The sequence below is a fragment of the Sphingorhabdus sp. genome (assembly GCF_044239665.1).
Classification (GTDB): domain Bacteria; phylum Pseudomonadota; class Alphaproteobacteria; order Sphingomonadales; family Sphingomonadaceae; genus Sphingorhabdus_B.
In genome coordinates this window covers 13,329-28,352 of the sequence record NZ_JBIIBA010000017.1, presented here as the reverse complement: position 1 = coordinate 28,352, position 15,024 = coordinate 13,329, and the positions used below count along the sequence as shown (strand labels likewise).

18 protein-coding genes are annotated in these 15,024 nt (G+C 54.5%); 3 read left to right on the top strand and 15 right to left on the bottom strand.

The features are described from left to right. Positions 1–19: 19 nt before the first annotated feature. From ssb to ACILP3_RS06845, 5 genes are read right to left on the bottom strand one after another with little or no spacing between them, the layout of a single operon-like run. Positions 20–544 (bottom strand): single-stranded DNA-binding protein, encoded by a 525-nt coding sequence (gene ssb / locus ACILP3_RS06865; RefSeq protein WP_395615913.1) that lies wholly within the window; start codon positions 542–544, stop codon positions 20–22. 36 nt (positions 545–580) lie between these two features. Continuing rightward, on the bottom strand, positions 581–2,434 hold the full coding sequence (locus ACILP3_RS06860; protein WP_395615912.1) for a ferrous iron transporter B: 1,854 nt from the start codon (positions 2,432–2,434) through the stop codon (positions 581–583). Next, positions 2,431–2,673: a ferrous iron transport protein A gene (locus ACILP3_RS06855; RefSeq protein ID WP_395615911.1), complete on the bottom strand. Its 243-nt coding sequence runs from the start codon at positions 2,671–2,673 to the stop codon at positions 2,431–2,433. Before ACILP3_RS06855 ends, ACILP3_RS06860 begins: the two co-directional genes overlap by 4 nt. 47 nt (positions 2,674–2,720) lie before the next feature. Beyond that, a complete protein-coding gene (locus ACILP3_RS06850; RefSeq protein WP_395615910.1) occupies positions 2,721–3,389 on the bottom strand; it encodes a COQ9 family protein in 669 nt (222 codons plus the stop codon). 38 nt (positions 3,390–3,427) lie between these two features. After that, the gene (locus ACILP3_RS06845) at positions 3,428–4,300 is read right to left on the bottom strand and encodes a DMT family transporter (protein ID WP_395615909.1); all 873 of its coding nucleotides are present in this window, start codon (positions 4,298–4,300) and stop codon (positions 3,428–3,430) included. A 73-nt stretch (positions 4,301–4,373) separates the two neighbouring features. Here ACILP3_RS06845 and ACILP3_RS06840 point away from each other — a divergent pair, with 73 nt between their 5' ends. The 3 genes from ACILP3_RS06840 (at position 4,374) to ACILP3_RS06830 (ending at position 8,268) form a co-directional block, all read left to right on the top strand. After that, a complete protein-coding gene (locus ACILP3_RS06840; RefSeq protein ID WP_395615908.1) occupies positions 4,374–5,468 on the top strand; it encodes an alkene reductase in 1,095 nt (364 codons plus the stop codon). Between the two features lie 5 nt (positions 5,469–5,473). Next, entirely contained in the window at positions 5,474–6,265 is a 792-nt protein-coding gene (locus ACILP3_RS06835; protein ID WP_395615907.1) for a sterol desaturase family protein, read from the top strand. A gap of 65 nt (positions 6,266–6,330) precedes the next feature. Continuing rightward, on the top strand, positions 6,331–8,268 hold the full coding sequence (locus ACILP3_RS06830) for a DUF3604 domain-containing protein (RefSeq protein WP_395615906.1): 1,938 nt from the start codon (positions 6,331–6,333) through the stop codon (positions 8,266–8,268). Between the two features lie 3 nt (positions 8,269–8,271). On the opposite strand, the gene ACILP3_RS06825 is transcribed toward ACILP3_RS06830, so the two are convergent. From ACILP3_RS06825 to ACILP3_RS06780, 10 genes are all read right to left on the bottom strand, one after another. Further along, the gene (locus tag ACILP3_RS06825) at positions 8,272–8,760 is read right to left on the bottom strand and encodes an MmcB family DNA repair protein (RefSeq protein WP_395615905.1); all 489 of its coding nucleotides are present in this window, start codon (positions 8,758–8,760) and stop codon (positions 8,272–8,274) included. A gap of 77 nt (positions 8,761–8,837) precedes the next feature. Continuing rightward, a complete protein-coding gene (locus ACILP3_RS06820) occupies positions 8,838–9,545 on the bottom strand; it encodes a cell wall hydrolase (protein ID WP_395615904.1) in 708 nt (235 codons plus the stop codon). Between the two features lie 166 nt (positions 9,546–9,711). Then, positions 9,712–10,053 carry a DUF1491 family protein gene (locus ACILP3_RS06815; protein ID WP_395615903.1) on the bottom strand — a complete coding sequence of 114 codons (342 nt, stop codon included), beginning with the start codon at positions 10,051–10,053 and terminating at the stop codon, positions 9,712–9,714. Continuing rightward, complete coding sequence (locus ACILP3_RS06810) at positions 10,050–10,517, bottom strand: PTS sugar transporter subunit IIA (protein ID WP_395615902.1); 468 nt, start codon at positions 10,515–10,517, stop codon at positions 10,050–10,052. Before ACILP3_RS06810 ends, ACILP3_RS06815 begins: the two co-directional genes overlap by 4 nt. A gap of 87 nt (positions 10,518–10,604) precedes the next feature. After that, entirely contained in the window at positions 10,605–11,180 is a 576-nt protein-coding gene (gene hpf, locus ACILP3_RS06805; protein WP_395615901.1) for a ribosome hibernation-promoting factor, HPF/YfiA family, read from the bottom strand. Positions 11,181–11,197: 17 nt separating this feature from the next. After that, positions 11,198–11,905 (bottom strand): DNA polymerase III subunit epsilon, encoded by a 708-nt coding sequence (gene dnaQ, locus ACILP3_RS06800; RefSeq protein WP_395615900.1) that lies wholly within the window; start codon positions 11,903–11,905, stop codon positions 11,198–11,200. A 31-nt stretch (positions 11,906–11,936) separates the two neighbouring features. After that, the gene (gene coaE, locus ACILP3_RS06795; RefSeq protein ID WP_395615899.1) at positions 11,937–12,536 is read right to left on the bottom strand and encodes a dephospho-CoA kinase; all 600 of its coding nucleotides are present in this window, start codon (positions 12,534–12,536) and stop codon (positions 11,937–11,939) included. Continuing rightward, positions 12,533–13,342, bottom strand: coding sequence for a shikimate dehydrogenase (gene aroE, locus ACILP3_RS06790; protein ID WP_395615898.1), 810 nt, complete (start codon positions 13,340–13,342; stop codon positions 12,533–12,535). The genes coaE and aroE overlap by 4 nt, the downstream gene beginning before the upstream one ends. Further along, on the bottom strand, positions 13,339–13,935 hold the full coding sequence (locus ACILP3_RS06785) for a Maf family protein (RefSeq protein ID WP_395615897.1): 597 nt from the start codon (positions 13,933–13,935) through the stop codon (positions 13,339–13,341). The genes aroE and ACILP3_RS06785 overlap by 4 nt, the downstream gene beginning before the upstream one ends. Then, positions 13,932–14,765 (bottom strand): pyruvate, water dikinase regulatory protein, encoded by an 834-nt coding sequence (locus ACILP3_RS06780; RefSeq protein ID WP_395615896.1) that lies wholly within the window; start codon positions 14,763–14,765, stop codon positions 13,932–13,934. The genes ACILP3_RS06785 and ACILP3_RS06780 overlap by 4 nt, the downstream gene beginning before the upstream one ends. Positions 14,766–15,024 lie beyond the last annotated feature (259 nt).

The window sequence follows — 15,024 nt, the reverse complement described above, 5'->3', positions numbered from 1 at the left end:
ATATGCCCCTTATGTGGGATCAAAATGGCACGTCGTCGTCAAGGTCATTATCAAAGTCACCGCCGCCAAAGCCGCCTGACGATCCGCCGCTGCTACCGCCGCCGCCAGCGCCCCAATTATTGCCGCTACCCGAACCACCGCCGGATGATGCGCCGCCACCGTTCCAGCCGTCGCCGCCGCCTGAGCCGCCCTTGGCGCCATCCAGCATCACCAACTTGCCATCAAAACCGGCGACTGAAACTTCGGTCGTGTAACGGTCATTGCCCGAGGCATCCTGCCACTTACGCGTACGCAATTGGCCCTCAATATACACCTTGCTGCCTTTTTTTAAGAAGCGTTCGGCCACGCCGACAAGGCCGTCCGAATTGAGCACAACGCTGTGCCATTCGGTGCGTTCCTTTTTTTCGCCCGTGGTGCGGTCTTTCCAATCTTCCGACGTCGCGATGCGCAAATTGCAGATCCGGCCGCCATTCTGGAATGATTTGACTTCAGGATCCGCGCCCAAATTGCCAACGATGATGACTTTATTGACGCTTCCCGCCATGTTCCCGTCCTTTAAGTAAAATTTTCTGTGGGACCGCTATAAGCCGAAGGAACGCGCTGTCCAATATGTAATCCCAGCAGCCGCATACGCCAGCGCAAAAAGATAGCTGACCATGAAGATGGGCCATTTCCAACCATTGGTTTCACGCCGTGTCACAGCAATCGTCGAGATGCATTGCGGCGCGAAAACAAACCAAGCGAGGAAAGCCAAGGCCGTCGCCAACGACCAATCCGCCGCCAGCTTTGGCCCAAGGCTGGTCGCCGCAGCATCTTCATCCGCCGCGTCAATGGCATAGACTGTGGCGAGCGCCGATACTGCAACTTCGCGCGCAGCCATCGCCGGAATGAGCGCCAAGGCAATATCATGGTTGAAGCCAATCGGGCGAACAATCGGTTCAATCCCATCGGCTATGCGGCCTGCAACCGAATATTCAACTTGCGAAACATTGCTGCCATCTGGTGCCTTGGGAAAGCTTAACAGCGCCCATAAAATAACCGTCGCGGCAAAGATGATCGTTCCTGCACGGCGCAAAAACACCCATGCGCGCTGCCATAGGCTGATCGCAATATCACCTAAACGTGGCCATTGGTAACGTGGCATTTCGATGAGGAAACTGCTCGTACGGCTTTGCGTCACAAAGCGCTGGATGACCGCGGCTGCCAGCATTGCGCCCAATATACCTGCGATATACAGGCCGAAAAGGACAAGACCCTGGAGACCGATACCGAGACCAACGCTGGAGGCCGGAATAAACGCGCCAATGATGACAGTATAGACCGGCAGACGCGCCGAGCAGGTCATCAGCGGCGCAATGAGGATCGTGGCCAATCGCTCTTTTTGATCCATGATCGTCCGCGTCGCCATAATGCCCGGAATGGCACACGCAAAGGAGGACAATAAGGGTATGAAACTGTGCCCCGACAGGCCAACCGCTGCCATCATGCGATCCATTACAAAGGCAGCGCGGGTCATATAGCCCGATGCCTCAAGCAACAAAATGAAGAGGAACAGGATCAGAATTTGCGGCAAGAATACGACGACGGAACCAACACCGGCAATGACGCCATCTGTTAGAAACGAACGCAGATATCCGTCGGACATGACATTTTTAATGTTATCGCTGAGCCAAGCAAAGCCACTTTCAATCCAGCCAATTGGGGCTTCGGACCAACCGTAGACCGCCTGAAACATCAGGAACAAGAGGCCCAATAATATCACGACGCCGCCCACCGGATGCAGCAAAACTGTGTCCAACCTGCGCGTCCATTGGCGGCCTGCGGTTTCGCTGATGATAGCAGAACGGGCAATATCGCGTGCGCGCTTGTTCTGGGCGCCAAAGGATGTCGCCACGGGTTCAACGGGTGCGACGGGATTTTTGAGCGCGCCATCAAGCGCCGTCATCAAGGGTTCAAGCCCGCGGCGGCGCACGGCAACGGTTTCAATCACTGGCACGCCCAGCGCGCCGGCCAGTGTCTGCGCATCGAGCCGAAGGCCATCGCGCTCCGCAAGATCAATCATATTCAGCGCAACCACCGTCGGCAGGCCCAGCGCAATCAGTTCAAGGGCAAAGCGCAAATGATTGTCGAGATTGCCCGCATCGAGCACGATCACCAATGCGTCAGGGCGGCGGTGCCCCGAAAGATTACCCAAGACAACATCGCGCGTGACAGCTTCGTCAAGGCTGTCGGGATCCAAGCTATAGGCGCCGGGTAAGTCGATCATTTCAACCGGACGCCCATCGGCAAAAGCGGCGCGGCCCGATTTACGTTCAACCGTGACGCCGGGATAATTGGCAATTTTCTGACGTGCGCCGGTCAGCGCATTGAACAACGCACTTTTCCCAGCATTAGGGTTGCCGACCAATGCGACCAGGGGCGGCATTTGCGTCATACGGATAATTCGCAATCAATCGCGGCAGCAACATTTGTACGCAACGCGACGGTCATGCGGCCAACCCGGACCGCCAATGGATCACGCCACATCAATATACCCTTATGCAATGCCTCTATTGTCACCCCGGGTTCAAAACCCAGCGCGCGCAAACGATGCCCCTCTTGATCAGGCAAGGATTCCCAATCAATGCCCTTAATTATGGCGATTTGGTTCAACGGAAGATGATCAAGTTGCATGTCTGTTATTTGCAACCGATTCGCAATAACATCAATAGGGATTTGCATTAACGCGCGGGATAGCGCAGCCGACCGATGAAACGTGACAGGCTTGGCGTATAGTCCTTGCGCTGCTTTGCCTGATATTTCACTTTTTCAATCTGCATCACATTGTCGATCCGGCGGTCCAGAAAAGCGCGGGTGTCGGCAAAGTTTTCGCTGTCATCATTAACGAAAACGCTCAAGGTGCTTCCATATACCGCCGATAAAATCATCCGCTTGGTATAATGATTAAGGTCTGTGGCGTTATCGCCGGCCAGTCGCCACATGCGATCCGCCGAACGCCAGCCCATTTTTGCGGCCCGCGCGAGATTCTGTGGCATCGCCATGATGGCCAGCGCACGGCGCAAGGATTCCCGGTCAGGCGCCATGATCTCTAGCCGCGTCGCTAGCAAGGCCGTGATCCGGTCTCGGATTTTCATCGCATTCAGTTTTTCGGCTGGTAGGCGGCGGGCGAGCTCCAGATCAACGCCCTCAACCCATGCGTCAATCATGTCGATGCCCTTGCCCTTAAACGCGAGCATGGCAACATCGCCGTCAACGCCCATCTCGTCCGCGGCGGCATGGACGGCCGCTTCGGACCATCCGTCAAAGCCGGCATGGCGGCCAATGACGGGCGCAAGGGCGAGCCGAATTTCATCAATTGTCGGGTCAGAAGGAAGGGCGTTTTTGGACATACATACCATGTAGGCGTTCGCCACGTTCAAGAAAAGGGCTATTGCTTACGCACGAGAACCAGCGCGATCATGATAAGCGCGCTGCCCATAAAATCCATCGGCGTCAGCATCTCGCCAAAGGCTAGCCAGCCAGCCGTCGCGGACAAAGCGGGTTGCAACAGCAAGGCAAGGCCAATCACCAATGGGCTGAAATACGGCAAAGCATAAGTGAGGCAGCCTTGACCGAAAAATTGCGAGGTAAAGGCGAGCAAGAGGACGGGCCACCAAACCGTGGGAATGATTTGTTCATTTGCAAACACGGCGCCAGCAAAAAGGACAACGGCCGCAATAGCGCTCGCCATACCCAGCGCGCCCCAGCTTTCGGTGTTTTGCCGCATCTTCATCATCAGCACCAAATAGACGGTATAGGTCAGGCCAGCGCCAAGCGACAAAAGGTCGCCGGTAAAGTGGCGCGGGGACAGCTCAAGGCTTTGTCCCATCAATAATGCCGCGCCGACAAAGGCGAACAATACGGCCGTGCTCTCCCATTTCGAAGGCATTTTGCGTGCTACAATGACGCCATAAATCACCAGCAACAAGCTGGCGCAATTGGCGAACAGCGTCGCATTGGCCATTTTTGTCTGAAAAATCCCAATATGCCACAAGATGATATCGACGCCGAAAAACAAGCCTGCGACGATGGCGATCCAATAGGTCGGGCGGCTGACCGCAGAAAAGCGAAACCCGAACCGGTAGCCGACGAAAAACAAAAAGGGCGTAGCCAGCGCCAGCCGCCAAAATCCGGTCGCGATCGGTCCGCTATCCGCATAGCGCACAAGCAACGGGCCAAAAGCAATCGCGACATTGCCCGCAAGCAATGCGGCAAAGGCGAGCAAGCTTGGCGATTGCTGATGTAAAATCTTCTGCTGCATAAACCCCCGTTGCAATTTGCAACTTTCATCCGCATCTTGGCTTCAAATTTACGCCTTAATGACAGGAAATCGCATGACTGCAACTTTGTTCGACCCAATTACACTTGGCGCCATCAACGCGCCCAATCGCATATTGATGTCGCCATTGACGCGCGGACGCAGTGAAGGCGAACATGTCCCTTTGTCCGACCTGAAGGCAGATTATTACAGCCAGCGCAGCAGCGCAGGCCTGATTATCGCCGAAGCAACGGGCATTAGCCAAGAAGGCCTTGGCTGGCCATCGGCCCCAGGCATCTGGTCCGACGCGCAAATCACAGCATGGAAACCGGTAACGCAAGCCGTCCATGACGCGGGCGGACGGATCATCCTGCAATTGTGGCACATGGGCCGTCTTGTGCACCCAGATTTCTTGGGCGGCGCGCCATGCGTTTCGGCTTCGGCCACCACTGCGCCCGGCTATGCGCATACAGCAGAGGGCAAGAAGGATTATACGCAAGCCCGCGCGCTCGATATTTCGGAAATTCCGCGTATTGTGTCGGATTATGTCCATGCCGCGAAAAACGCGATCGCCGCAGGTTTTGACGGGGTGCAGGTGCACGCTGCCAATGGCTATTTGATTGACCAGTTCCTGCGCGATAACACCAATGTGCGCACCGACGATTATGGCGGCCCGATCGAAAATCGTATCCGCTTGCTGCGCGAAGTGACACAGGCCGTGGTGGACGCTGTGGGCGCAGATCGGACATCGGTTCGCCTGTCCCCTAATGGAGAGACCCAAGGCGCGGACGACAGCAACCCAGTTGCATTGTTCACCGCAGCGGCCGCGGCGTTGCAGGATATCGGCATCGCTTTTCTTGAGCTGCGCGAAATCAAACCTTATGGTAATTTTGGACAAACCGAAGTGCCGCGCGTGTCACCTGAGATCCGCAAGGTATTTAAAGGCCCATTGGTGCTGAACCAAGAATATACCAAGGAATTGGCGGATGCCGATCTGGCCTCGGGCCTTGCCGATGCGATCAGCTTTGGCCGTCTGTATATCAGTAACCCCGACCTTGTTGAACGGTTGCGCATTGGCGCGGAACTGACGCCAGATAACTTCAAAACTTGGTATACGCCCGGTGCCGAAGGATATACCGATTATCCTTTCCTTGCACAGGCGGACGCATAACGCGCATGATACAGGCGGGGCTTGGCCATTATGCGATAGCTATCCCCGCCTTGTTGCTTGTGCTGCTCGCAAGCGTCGAAGCAATCTGGCCACGCCGCGCGTTGGTGTTGGGCCGAAGCCCACGGTGGCGCACGCACGCATTATTCTTCGTCAGCAACGCCGTCATCGGCCGACTGCTGTCGTTTTTGGTCGTGGTCGGCGTGGCTGCAAATTGGGCAGAGGCGCACCAGTTTGGCGCGCTCAATTTGGTCGCCTTACCCTTTTGGCTTGAGGCAGCAATCGCGTTTGTCATCCTTGATTTCGCCGTTTGGTTTCAGCATTTTTGGATGCATCGCAGCCCCTATCTGTGGCGCATGCATGCGGTCCACCACAGCGACCGCGATCTGGACGTGACCACCGCGCTGCGGTTCCACCCGTTTGAACTGATTGTCTCGACATTCTACAAATCAGCGATTGTCGCATTGCTTGGCGCGCCGTTACTTGTCGTATTGGCGTTTGAAACTTGGCTCAACGCCAATGCGCTGTTCAATCACAGCAATATCCGCCTACCACGCAAGCTTGACCGGATGTTGCGGCTGTTGTTGGTGACGCCCGACATGCATCTGGTGCACCACAGCACTTTGGTTGAGGAACAGAAAAATAATTTCGGTTTTGCGCTGACGCTTTGGGACCGCTGTTTTGGCACCTATCGTACAGAGTCCATTTTAGGCGCCGAAAATCAGGAAATAGGCTTAGCAGAGGTCCATGATGCCCGTCCGGCAGGGTTCATCTGGAGCATGAAACAACCCATAACGTAACGGAATATAACGCCGTCTTGACCAGCGCGATTTTCCGGAGCATTTTTAATGAGGGAGAGTTGAAAATGGCCAAAATAGGCAAGATCATATTGGGCAGCGTTGCCGTCGTGGCGATTGGTGCAGGCCTTGTTTATGGGTGGCAACAATATCGTGACAAAAGCATCATGGATGATTCACGCGTGGCGCAAGTTTCGTCCGATGCTGAAGTCACGTCCGGCCCTGCCAATATGTTATTGTGGGGCGATACCCATCTTCATACCGCCAATTCCATCGATGCCTTTGGCTTTGGCGTAAAGCTTGGACCAGAAGAGGCGCTTCGTTTTGCGCGTGGTGAAGAGGTTGTGTCGACTGGTGGGATGAAAGCCAAGTTGGAACGACCGCTTGATTTTCTTGTGATCGCGGATCACTCCGGCGGGCTTGGGGCAACCAAGGCGCTTTACGATGCGCCCGGATTTCTCGTCCGCGACCCCACCTTGAAGCGTTGGCACACCGAAATGCATAAGGGGCCAGAGGGCATGCAGCGCGTGACCGGCGAACTCATCGACCGTGCGGGCCGCAACACGCTTCCTGCTGCGCTGACCGATCCCGAAAGACAGCGCAAGACGGGGACCAGCATCTGGACGGGTCATAGCACGCTTGTCGAACGCTATAATGAACCTGGCAAGTTCACAGCTTTCATGGGCTTTGAATATACGTTGATGCCCGGCGGCAATAATTTGCACCGCGTCGTCATGTTCCGCGATGGCAAAAGCCGCACCGACAAGGTCCTGCCCTACGACCCTGGCCAAGGCGACACGCCGGTCAGCCAATTGTGGGACTATATGGACAATTATGAGAAGGTCACTGGCGGCAAGGTGCTGGCGATTCCCCATAACAGCAATCTGTCCAATGGTTTGATGTTCGAATTGGTTGGCCCTGATGGTGGCCCCATGACTGCTGCCTATGCACGGCGGCGCGCGGCGCGCGAGCCAGTGACCGAGATCACGCAAATCAAGGGCGATAGTGAATCGCATCCATTTTTGTCGCCGAACGACGAATTCTCTGGTTTCGGCACCGCAGGTTGGGATCTTGGCAATCTGACCATGCAGGCCAAGAAGAAGCCGCAGGATTATGCGGGTGAATATATTCGTGAGGCGTTGAAGCGTGGTCTTGCGATTGAAGCGCGCACCGGCGTGAATCCCTATAAATTCGGGGTCATCGGATCAACTGACAGCCATACGGCGTTGGCCACTGGCGACGAAGATAACTTTTTTGGCAAGCATTCCGGCGGCGAACCAAATAAACTGCGGGCTTCGCAGGCCCAAAATCTGGGCACAAGGGAAGGACGTATCGGTTGGCACTATCTGGCGGGCGGCTATGCTGCGGTATGGGCCACGGCCAATACACGCGCCGCGATATTTGACGCAATGATGCGCCGCGAGGTGTACGCCACAACTGGTCCGCGCATGACAGTGCGTTTCTTTGGCGGTTGGGGTTTTAATGACACGGATTTCGCAGGCGACTGGGTAAAGACGGGATATGCCAAGGGCGTGCCCATGGGCGCAGACCTTAAACCCGGCAACGGCGCACCAAAGTTCATGATTTCTGCGTTGAAAGACCCGATGGGCGCAAATCTTGATCGCGTTCAGGTCGTCAAAGGTTGGGTGGATTCTTCCGGCAAATTGCAGGAAAAGATTTTCGACGTTGTATGGGGTGATGCCGACAAAAGGCGTAAAGGTGCCAATGGCAAAGTCCCGACGGTCGGCGACACTGTAAACATCGCAAAGGCGAGCTATACCAACAGCATTGGCGATCCGGAATTGCGGACGGTGTGGACCGATCCGGAATTTAACCGCAATGTCCGCGCATTTTATTATGTGCGGGTTATCGAGATACCGACACCGCGCTGGGTGTTGTTTGATGCCTTGCGTTATGGTGCAAAATTGCTGCCAGGAACGGAGTTAAAGGCGCAGGAGCGGGCGTATTCATCCCCTATTTGGTATAACCCCAATAAGGCCAGCTAGCGTCTATTCCCATTCCAACCCAGATAGCGCGAAGTCAGGGTCAGATATTCCCATCAAGCGGCGCATGGCTAACCGCGCGAGCCGCTGTGTTTCGGTTTTGCGGCGCGCAGGGGCGAGCGGCACCAATGCTGCTGGCCGCGCGATTTCGGCATCATAAGCATCGGCAATAATCAAGCCGGCGCGTTCGGGTATGAACGTATCATTTTGCAGCGGGCTAAGGTCGAACCCAGCCGGCACTGCCCAGAAAAAGCGGTCACAATATTCGAGATATTCTGGCCATTTCTGATCACCCAAAAGGTCGGCGCGCGCACATTTGATTTCGACGATGATAATCTCGCCTTTGTTGCTGAGGCCCATGAGATCAGCGCGGCGATTGTTGCGCAGGCTAACCTCGGGTTGCGCCACAATCTGGTTGCGCAAGAATAGACGCGAAACGCCGCGCGCAACGGCCAGCGCACCCGAAATCGATGCTATATTAATGACCTGATCCATTATCTATGCATAGAACGAAAAGTGAACAAAATAAAGGCCCCTTATGGGGCCCTTATCGTGCATTCCGGTCGCGAAGATCAGCGGTAGAAGATATGATTGTCTACACTGCCAATCCGCGTCAGACGCCATCCTGGCGAAACATGACGGGCGTGGAAGAATAATGCGCCTTCAACTGGGCTTTTCCAGCTGTTATCCAGTGCAATGTTGGTGATCGCAACCGCGTTGCGCCAATGCATGCTGTCCGTTTGGATCGACGGCACATTTGCGCCGCGAACAAAGGAAAACTGACCCTTTTGGTGGACGACGCCGCATAATGTGCTGGGAAAGCGACCCGAATTAGCGCGGGCCAGTACCACGCGGGCCACGGCCAATTGGCCAGCAAGCGTTTCGCCCCGCGCTTCGAAATAGACCGCGCTAGCAAGGCACCGCTCTTCTTTGCTTAAGCTGTCATCCATAGCGTGCGTGCGCACCAGATGGGTGAGTGAGGATGCAGTTGTTGCATCGACATCGTTGGGGTTTAGGAGCGATTTGGGGATAAAGCCGTTACTTGGCGTATAAACAATGTCGCCATTGTCGGCGCGCGTGACGGTCACTTTACCGCTTTTCTCCAGATCCAACTGCGCCTGTTCGGCGGCGATCTGCGCTGGGTCTGTGATGATATTATTGGCGCTTAACTGAGTGCCTTGGTCATTACCAAAAGCAAATCCTGCCTCCGCAGTAATGACGGCAGAAATCAGGGTACAAGATATGGCTACCAAAGAGGCAGCCCGAAAAAATTTCAACATTAAACATACATTAAAGCGGCGGCACCAGCAGACGAAACTCTCTTAGTTTATTCTTGTTCGTCTTTTGTTGCATCCGACTCGCGTGTTTGTCTGGCCACCCCATTTGTGCCCGATATGACAACCTTCGCTACTCGATGGCCCGCATCTATGGCGCGGCGCAGCAAAGTCAAACAAACATGGTCAGAAGTCCGTCCAACCGTGCACCGGACGCGACATCCAGTTCAAAAACCCACAAATCTGGGTCGCGCGCGCAACGCTTTTGCCAATAATCCTGTACCGCGTCGCCAGTATATTCTTTTAAATCCGTCATTTGCCAAGCGGTCTGGCCGTCTAATGATGGATAGCGTTCGTATATTTTGGGGTCTGCGCCGCGCACCTGCCCGATAAGCAATATCGCACCAGAGACCGCATCGCCCTTTTTCAGAACGGTGGCAAAATCACCTTCCGCTTCCACCATGCGCTTGATGGCGGAGATAAGAACGCCGCTGGCAAGCCGCGGTTCAATCAAGCCGCGTCACGCTCTTCAGACAAGGTCAGCAGCGCAAACATCGCCGACGAATCTGCCGCACCGCGCAATTGCGCGCGGAATTTCTCATCCCGAAACAGGCGTGATACCTCCGCCAATGCGCGCAAATGTGATGCACCGTCCTGCGCCGGTGAAACAAGTGCGCAGACCAGATCAACTGGCTCATCATCGACAGCATCATAAGGCACTGGTTTTAACAGCCGGACAAATACGGCCACAGGCATGTCGATGCCTGAGACTTTGCAATGGGGTATCGCTGTTCCGCCACCAAAACCGGTCGGGCCAAGTCGCTCACGTTCAATCATGCCGTCTAGAACAGCATTGGCGTCGACAAAATAATTTTCGGCCGCAATAACCGATAGCTGCGCCAACAGGTCGGATTTGCCCGAACATAGCATGTCAGCAGCAACGGCCCCCTCAACGAGCCTAGTAGAAAGTCGAATCATATTTTGTTCAAAAGCGTCCGGTGCGACCGGAGCGCAATCCCTAAATTTTTGAAATATTATAGAAAATTAATTCTCGTCAGCCAAGGTCTAAGGTGCCGATTTTGGTTCAACCCACCCGATCGTGCCGTCTTCGCGGCGGTAAACCATATTATGCCGCCCAGTTCCAGTGTTTTTGAACAACAGGGCAGGTGTATTGCGTAAATCCATTAACATAACCGCATCGGAAACCGTTGATTCAGGAATATCTACGCTCATTTCAGCCACAATCACCGGTGCATCAGATAAGGGCATTTCTTCCTCACCATCACCTGCATCAAATACGGTATATGCAGCTTCTTCTTGCGCCATCGCATAAGCGGTTTGTTCATGGCGATCCTGCAGTCGGCGCATGTAACGGCGCAATTGTTTCTCAATACGTTCGGCAGCACGGTCAAAGGCAACATGCGCAACCTGCGCTTCGCCGCGACCTTTCAGCACAAGGCCCTGCATCACATGCATCACAATATCGCTAGTAAAGCCATCATGCGGCGCACGGCCGAAGGTGGCATGTGATGATAATGATTTGGCGAAGTATTTTTCGGCAATGGAACCAAGTCGTGTTTCCACATGGGTTTGGAGCGCTTCACCGGTGTCGACCTGATGTCCTGAAACCCTGATGTCCATTGCCGTCTCCTTTTTTGTTAAAGCGCTGACCCCGGCTGGAGCCAAAGCGCATCCTTAATCTTTGCGACAAATTCGGCATGGCGCGCCAATTCCTCGGTTGAGGCAGAATGTGCGCGCGCTGGTCGAAATGTTTTCAATGTCTGAACTTTATTAACGTCCATTTGGCCCATTATTTTATGCGCGTTATCATCGTCGGCAAGGCCAAGGCCAATTTGCCGACCGCCCGTCAGTTCAATATATAATTGCGCAAGCAATTCGGCATCTAGCAACGCGCCATGCTTTACGCGGTGGCTGCGGTCGATGCCATAGCGGGTACATAAAGCGTCCAAAGACAGCTTCGCTCCGGGGTTTTTAATCCGTGCCAATGCCACTGTGTCAACCATACGGTCCATTGACACAGGCGGACGACCGCAATGCTGCAATTCGTGATTGAGAAAGCCAAAATCAAAGCTGGCATTATGCGCAACCAACGGGCTGTCGTCCAAAAATGCAAGCAGCTCATCCACCTTTTCGCCAAAGGCAGGCTTGTCCGACAAAAAACGGTCCGAAAGGCCGTGCACTTGTTCGGCGGCAGCTGGCATCGGGCGCTGTGGATTGAAATATGCGTGGTAATGCTTGCCTGTCATAACCCGGCTGACCATTTCGATGCAGCCAATTTCGACCATGCGATCCCCAGTTGCAGGGTCAAAGCCAGTCGTTTCGGTATCGAATATAATTTCACGCATTCTGATATTAGATGTGAGCCTGTTTAAGGGCTTATGCAAGACCCAAGCGCAGCTTTTTGACAAGAGCGCGCACATCGGCCCGCGTTTCGTTAATATCCTTGCCTGTATCAATGACATGGTCCGCGCGTGCGCGCTTTTCGCCATCATCCATTTGTAACGCCAAAATATGTTCAAACTTGTCTGGCGTCATATTTGGCCGTGCGAGCACGCGTTCACGTTGAACCGCGGCAGGCGCACTTACAACGACGACCGTATCGACCCCATCCTGCCCACCCTTTTCAAACAATAAGGGGATGTCGAACAATATCATGTCCGCGCCCTGATGCGATTCCAGAAACGCTTTGCGGCGTTCGCCCACGGCGGGATGAATAATCGATTCCAACAATGCCAACCGGTCGCGGTCACCAAAAACAGCCGCACCCAGCGCTTGACGATCGACGCCCTGCGGCCCCGTCGTTCCAGGAAAGGCAGACTCAATTGCAGGCACAAGCGCGCCATTGGCCTTTTGCAGGTCATGCACCGCGGCATCAGCGTCAAAAACCGGCACGCCTTCGTCGGCAAACATCGCAGCGACCGCCGATTTTCCCATGCCGATTGAGCCGGTCAGGCCAATGATCATCGGTTTTTTCATTTCAGCAACAATGCCCGCAATATATCCTCATCATCTTGCGGCGGCGCAACGCCGAAAAATAATTCAAACGCGATGGCTGCCTGCCCCACCAGCATTTCAAGGCCGTCGACCGTTTCCAATGCGCGCAGCCGCGCTGCTTTTAACAATGGCGTCTCTATCGGCGCGTAGACAAGGTCATAGACAATGGCATGTTCCGGCAAGGGCGAAAGGTCTATCTCAAGCGCTTCCTGCCCAACCATGCCCAACGGACTTGCGTTCACAAGCAAGGCTGCATCCGGCAAGCGCGCGTCAAAGCCAATCACTTTGCCTTTCAACCCAAAATGCGCGAGCAAAGCTGCTGCCTTCAAACCGTTGCGTGCAATCAAAACGACTTCACCGACATCAGCCTGCGCCAAGGCGTAGAGCACGGCGCGCGCCGCGCCGCCTGCACCAATGACGACAGCCGTTTCACCCGATAACGGGATATCAGCAATTGGGCCATAAAAGCCGCCAACATCGGTATTGGTCGCAACAAGCGCGCCGGCGTCATTGCGAAATACCGTGTTAATCGCGCCAATAGAGCTGCGCACATCGCCAGGGTCGGCCACAAAATCAAGCGCCGCAATTTTGTGCGGTATCGTGATGTTGCACCCGCGCCATGCGGCATCGGCGGCGCGCTCGGCAAAAAAGCGCTCCAGACCATCGGGCAGCACCTCATGGGCCCGATAATCATTGGGCAACCCCAATTGTTCAAGCCAAAAATTGTGAATTAGCGGTGATTTAGAATGCGATATCGGATGACCGATCACTTCGGCATAATGATTCATGTTGGTAAAAGGCCTCTCAATCGCAGATAATCAAGCAGCGGAAGCAGTGGCATTCCGATGATCGTAAATTGGCTGCCGCTAACGCTTGCGAATAATTGCGCGCCTTCGGCTTCAATCCGGTAGCAGCCGACGCAGTGGCGGATTTCATCCCAATAGGTTTCGACATAATATTCGATATATTGCGGGCTTAAGCTGCGCATCGTCATTTGCGCTGTGTCGATAATGCGCCAGACCGGTGCACCATGCTCACAGATAACAGCCGCGCTGATGAGCCGATGCACTTTGCCCGAAAGCTGCGCCAGATGCGCGCGGGCGTCATCAGGTGTTTCGGGTTTGTCAAAAATATATCCGTCGGGACCAACGCAAATCTGATCGCACCCCAACACCATCGCCGTTGGCAATTTGCGGGATATTTTACGCGCCTTTGCCTCTGCCAAGGCATCGGCAATATCGCGCGGCTTGGCGCCTGCTTGGGCCAATGATGTTTTGATGCTCTGTTCATCAACCAAAGCTGGAACTGCTTGTACAGATACCCCCGCCGCGTGCAACATCGCGATCCGCCCTGCACTTTGTGAGGCAAGGATAAGGTTCATGAACCCTGAACCTGCGCCAGTTCGCGTGCGTTGAACATATTGATAATCGCCGCGGCGCTTTCTTCGATTGACCTGCGCGTTACGTCCAATACTGGCCAACCATTGTCCGCAAACATCCGCCGCGCATGGGCGACTTCGGCGCGCACTTTTTCCTCATCCACATAATCTGTATCTGGCGACTGGTTCAGCGACAGCAAGCGGTTGCGCCGGACTTGAATCAATCGCTCTGCACTTGTGACAAGGCCAATAACCATCGGGTGTTTCAGTTGAAACAATATGGGTGGCGGTGGCGATTCTGGAACAATGGGGATATTCGCCGTCTTATATCCTCGGTTGGCGAGATAAATGCTCGTCGGCGTTTTTGAGGTCCGCGACACCCCCGCCAACACAATGTCCGCCTCTTCCCAATTTTGTGCATTAATGCCGTCATCATGGGCAATGGTGAACTGAATGGCATCGACACGCGCGAAATAAGCGGCATCCATAACATGTTGCCGACCTGGGCGCGCTTTGGCCTCTTGGCCCAACATGTTCGACATGGCATCGCTGACCGCATCAAGCGCAGCAACCGCGGGCAGGCCCAAGACCCTGCATCTCGTTTCCAATTTGCGCCGCGTATCTCGGTTGACCAAAGTGAACAGCACAAGCCCGGGATTAGCGGCCACATCGGTCAATATCCGGTCCAAATGGCTTTCCGAACGCACCATTGGCCAGAAATGCTTGACCACATCTTCTGCACCGTCAAACTGCGCCAAGGCGGCCTTGGCAATATTTTCCAAGGTTTCGCCAGTGGAGTCCGATAACAAATGTAAATGAAAACGTTGGCTCATGGCTGACAGTCTTGTTGGCAGCTTGGGGATAAATCAAGGGACAAGTTTTGCATGATGCATTCTTGCCCATTACCACGAATTTACCGCTCGATTCGGACACAGGCTGTCCACAACCAAAAACCATTATGCACAGCTTGTGGATAATGGGGAATAAATTTGCGACTCTGGCCCCATCCTCTTGTCCGCACGCGTCAAGCTGTTGGCAATATCCGCAAAAGCTTTTAAGGCGCCGACTATCAACAGCGCATCATCTTTCATC

Coding starts and splice junctions, on each gene's coding strand:
- ssb (WP_395615913.1), bottom strand. CDS start 544: ATGGCGGGAAGCGTCAATAAAGTCATCATCGTTGGCAATTTGGGCGCG.
- ACILP3_RS06860 (WP_395615912.1), bottom strand. CDS start 2,434: ATGACGCAAATGCCGCCCCTGGTCGCATTGGTCGGCAACCCTAATGCT.
- ACILP3_RS06855 (WP_395615911.1), bottom strand. CDS start 2,673: ATGCAACTTGATCATCTTCCGTTGAACCAAATCGCCATAATTAAGGGC.
- ACILP3_RS06850 (WP_395615910.1), bottom strand. CDS start 3,389: ATGTCCAAAAACGCCCTTCCTTCTGACCCGACAATTGATGAAATTCGG.
- ACILP3_RS06845 (WP_395615909.1), bottom strand. CDS start 4,300: ATGCAGCAGAAGATTTTACATCAGCAATCGCCAAGCTTGCTCGCCTTT.
- ACILP3_RS06840 (WP_395615908.1), top strand. CDS start 4,374: ATGACTGCAACTTTGTTCGACCCAATTACACTTGGCGCCATCAACGCG.
- ACILP3_RS06835 (WP_395615907.1), top strand. CDS start 5,474: ATGATACAGGCGGGGCTTGGCCATTATGCGATAGCTATCCCCGCCTTG.
- ACILP3_RS06830 (WP_395615906.1), top strand. CDS start 6,331: ATGGCCAAAATAGGCAAGATCATATTGGGCAGCGTTGCCGTCGTGGCG.
- ACILP3_RS06825 (WP_395615905.1), bottom strand. CDS start 8,760: ATGGATCAGGTCATTAATATAGCATCGATTTCGGGTGCGCTGGCCGTT.
- ACILP3_RS06820 (WP_395615904.1), bottom strand. CDS start 9,545: ATGTTGAAATTTTTTCGGGCTGCCTCTTTGGTAGCCATATCTTGTACC.
- ACILP3_RS06810 (WP_395615902.1), bottom strand. CDS start 10,517: ATGATTCGACTTTCTACTAGGCTCGTTGAGGGGGCCGTTGCTGCTGAC.
- hpf (WP_395615901.1), bottom strand. CDS start 11,180: ATGGACATCAGGGTTTCAGGACATCAGGTCGACACCGGTGAAGCGCTC.
- dnaQ (WP_395615900.1), bottom strand. CDS start 11,905: ATGCGTGAAATTATATTCGATACCGAAACGACTGGCTTTGACCCTGCA.
- coaE (WP_395615899.1), bottom strand. CDS start 12,536: ATGAAAAAACCGATGATCATTGGCCTGACCGGCTCAATCGGCATGGGA.
- aroE (WP_395615898.1), bottom strand. CDS start 13,342: ATGAATCATTATGCCGAAGTGATCGGTCATCCGATATCGCATTCTAAA.
- ACILP3_RS06785 (WP_395615897.1), bottom strand. CDS start 13,935: ATGAACCTTATCCTTGCCTCACAAAGTGCAGGGCGGATCGCGATGTTG.
- ACILP3_RS06780 (WP_395615896.1), bottom strand. CDS start 14,765: ATGAGCCAACGTTTTCATTTACATTTGTTATCGGACTCCACTGGCGAA.